General features: G+C 59.1%; 2 protein-coding genes and 1 pseudogene. 2 read left to right on the top strand and 1 reads right to left on the bottom strand.

Annotated features, from left to right (window positions below):
• On the bottom strand, positions 1 to 342 hold a 342-nt coding region (locus AC1DN0_RS40780), incomplete at its 3' end, for a sensor histidine kinase (protein WP_477146591.1).
• Positions 343 to 474: 132 nt separating this feature from the next.
• Between AC1DN0_RS40780 and AC1DN0_RS40785 the strand changes: the two are divergent.
• Positions 475 to 621: pseudogene (locus tag AC1DN0_RS40785) on the top strand (HU family DNA-binding protein); the annotation flags it as partial.
• A 136-nt stretch (positions 622 to 757) separates the two neighbouring features.
• A protein-coding gene (locus AC1DN0_RS40790; RefSeq protein ID WP_477146592.1) for an IS3 family transposase occupies positions 758 to 1,893 on the top strand; the annotation gives its coding sequence in 2 pieces (ribosomal slippage) (positions 758 to 1,022 and positions 1,022 to 1,893; 1,137 coding nt in all).
• Positions 1,894 to 3,094: the final 1,201 nt, after the last annotated feature.

Genomic DNA, 3,094 nt, shown 5'->3' on the forward strand with positions numbered 1-3,094 from the left:
GTACAGGCCCAGTCCAAGGCTGCCATCGGCTGTATGGCTACTCTCATGCACGGGGGCTCGCTTTAGAGGGTCAAAGAGTTGAGCAAGGGTCGATTGCTCGATGGCTTGCCCACTATTCCTGACCTCAAAACGAACTTCCTTCTCGTCGCCGGTCACAACCACTCGCACTGGCTCGTCCGTTGTGCCGTACTTGATTGCATTTACCACCAGATTGCCGAGCAACTGCTGCAGGCGTCGACCATCCCAAACGCCCTGCGTGTCGCCCTCCACCTCCTGATTGATCACGTGATTTGGATGCGGAGTGCGCAAAAGCGTTAGTTCTTCGGCAAACAAATTCGCCAAGTCGACTTTGTCTCTTCATTAGGCCTAAATAAAAGCAGTGTGGTCCTCCAACCAACGAAGCGTAGGTCGATGTGCTGCCCCCCGATTGATCATCGTCTCGGTCGAATGGCGCCATCGGTTCGATCCTGTCCGTTCAACAAGTCGAGCCTACTCGCACACCTAGTCGCCGCGACTGAGTTGGACAAGACGACCGTGTAGACCGTCCTGGCCCACCTTGCGAACACGATTGTGAGCGCAATCCACAAGAAGGGCGCGGGAGAGTTCACGCAGTGGGGTCTGTCTGGCTCGCGGTTTGAGCGACTATCGACTTCTGAAAGCGGGAAGAGAGAGGTGGCCGCGGAAATTCGGACAGTCGGCTAAGTGGAAAAGCTGGGGCCTGAGCCAGCCATAATGGCGAGCATAAAGGACCCAGAAGATGACGAAACGAAACAGACGGACCCACTCGGCGACCTTCAAGGCCAAGGTGGCCATGGCCGCGCTCAAGGGCGACAAGACGTTGGCGGAGCTGGCCCAGCAGTATGACGTGCACCCGAGCCAGATCACGGAGTGGAAGCAGCAGTTGGCGGAGCATGCTGCGGACGTGTTCGGCGGCAAAGCCAAGACTGCGGCCGAGCCGCCGGTGGACGTGAAGGCGCTACATGCAAAGATCGGCCAGTTGACGCTGGAGAATGATTTTTTAGAAAGCGCGCTCAGCAAAGCGGGATTGCTGAGCGGAAAGCGATGATTGACCGCGATCACCCGCTGCCGGTGAGCCGCCAGGTCAAGCTGGTCGGCATTGCCCGATCGAGCGCCTACTACCAGCCGCGTCCGGTCAGCGACGCGGATCTGAAGCTGATGCGCCGAATCGACGAACTGCATCTGGAGCATCCCTTCGCGGGCGCACGCATRCTGGCCCGCCTGTTGCGACGGGAGAGCATCCCGGTCGGCCGCCGGCACGTGCGCACGCTGATGAAGCGCATGGGCATCGAGGCGCTGTACCGTCGCCCGAACACGAGTCGCAAGAATGCGGCGCACAAGATCTGGCCATACCTACTGCGCGACCGGAAGATCGATCGCGCCAACCAGGTGTGGGCGCTGGACACGAGCTACATTCCGATGGCGCGGGGCTTCGTGTATCTGACGGCGGTGGTGGACTGGGCCAGCCGCAAAGTACTGGCCCACCGGGTGGCGATCACTCTGGAGAGTTGCCATGCTGTCGAGGCGCTTGAGGAGGCCTTTGCGAAATACGGCGCGCCGGAGATCGTCAACACCGACCAGGGCAGCCAGTTCACCGCCACGGAGTTCACCGACGCCGTGCTCAACTGCGGCATCCTGCTGTCGATGGACGGCAAGGGCAGTTGGCGCGACAACGTGTTCGTTGAACGCCTTTGGCGCAGCGTCAAATATGAGGAGGTCTACCTGAAAGCCTACGACTCGGTCAGCCATGCGCGGCGCTCTATCGCTAACTACCTGACCTGGTACAACCAACGACGACCCCATTCCAGTCTGGCGGACCAGACCCCGGATGAGGCATCCTTCGCCTCGCTGCCAGCGATCAAATCGGCAGCCTGACTGCCCCAGCGCTTCCACTTAAAAACTCCGGATCCCTGTCCGAACAAACGGCGCCACCTCTGAGGCAGTGCCGATTGTGCTTGGGATCGAGAAGGGCGATGAATGGGACTACCGATTCTTCATGCAGGAAATGCTGACCGACGAGCTACGGGACAATGACTTTCTCCATCACATCGGAGATTCGCAATCCTCTTGCCTCTCGCAGAACATGGTGACCCTTGCTGCAAGCGACGCCCGGAAATTTTAGGAGGCAGTCGAAGTAGGCGAGGGGCAGTTGACGCGCAGCGCGGTGTGTCCACTAGCGACATCTAGGATGCCGCYGTACTCCTGGTCACGGCCAGCGGACGAAAAAAAGCTGGTTGTGCTCCCGCCAAGTGATGTGGCGGCCTTGAGGGGGCGCTAGTCCTTGCGCGTCGTGATGCAATCTTCTGTGTTCTGTCATTGCATACAACGCATTTCAGGCAGAAAGCTTTTGCTAGGGAAGATGGTATGGACGCCTCCCCCGGCAACGGGCGCTCACCTGCGAGAGGAACTAAGAGAAGCCTCAGCACGAGGGCACCGCTGTGCCAAAGTGGCGAGTGTGCAACCACCTTAGCGGGAGGTGTCCCAAATGAAGCTCACCGTGATCGGTATGGCCAGGAGCGAGGACGCCTCGAGCAGGCGTTCTCACCGCGGGAACCGGTCGCCCCGACCCTCAGTTTGGCGTGGCAATCTGGCCCTGTGGCTGGCGAGCGACGCTGCTCTCAGTGGTATTTGGGTCACAAAGCCCACCAAGGTTCGCTAGATATTTAAATCTGACCTAAGGCATGTTTCATACATGTAACCCTTTCGTCTTCCTCCTAACACAGCCGTTGATCCTCTCGAGTTCAGCCAAAAGTAGGAGTATTTTCCGGTTTGAAAGGACTGGCTTGGAGCCTCCCCATTTGGATGCAGGTCATCTGGCTGAATGCGCCGGCCTATCCCGGCCAGAGACTCGACAAGCATTTTCGGGGACCTCGTCATCGCGGGATTGGACTGATGCCGCTTGGCGGGGAAGGCAACATTGATACACATCGCGATGCGGTGCGCTCACGCAGCAGCCTTCTGAGAGCCTTGGCCATGCGGGACCGCGCGATTCACTAAACTGCTGCCCTCTCCGGCACGCGCACCCGCCGGCCTTGTTTCAAACCTGCAACCATTTCAGATAAGCGCTGTGTCATGT

The sequence above is a fragment of the Cupriavidus sp. 05N39 genome, from assembly GCF_056397325.1.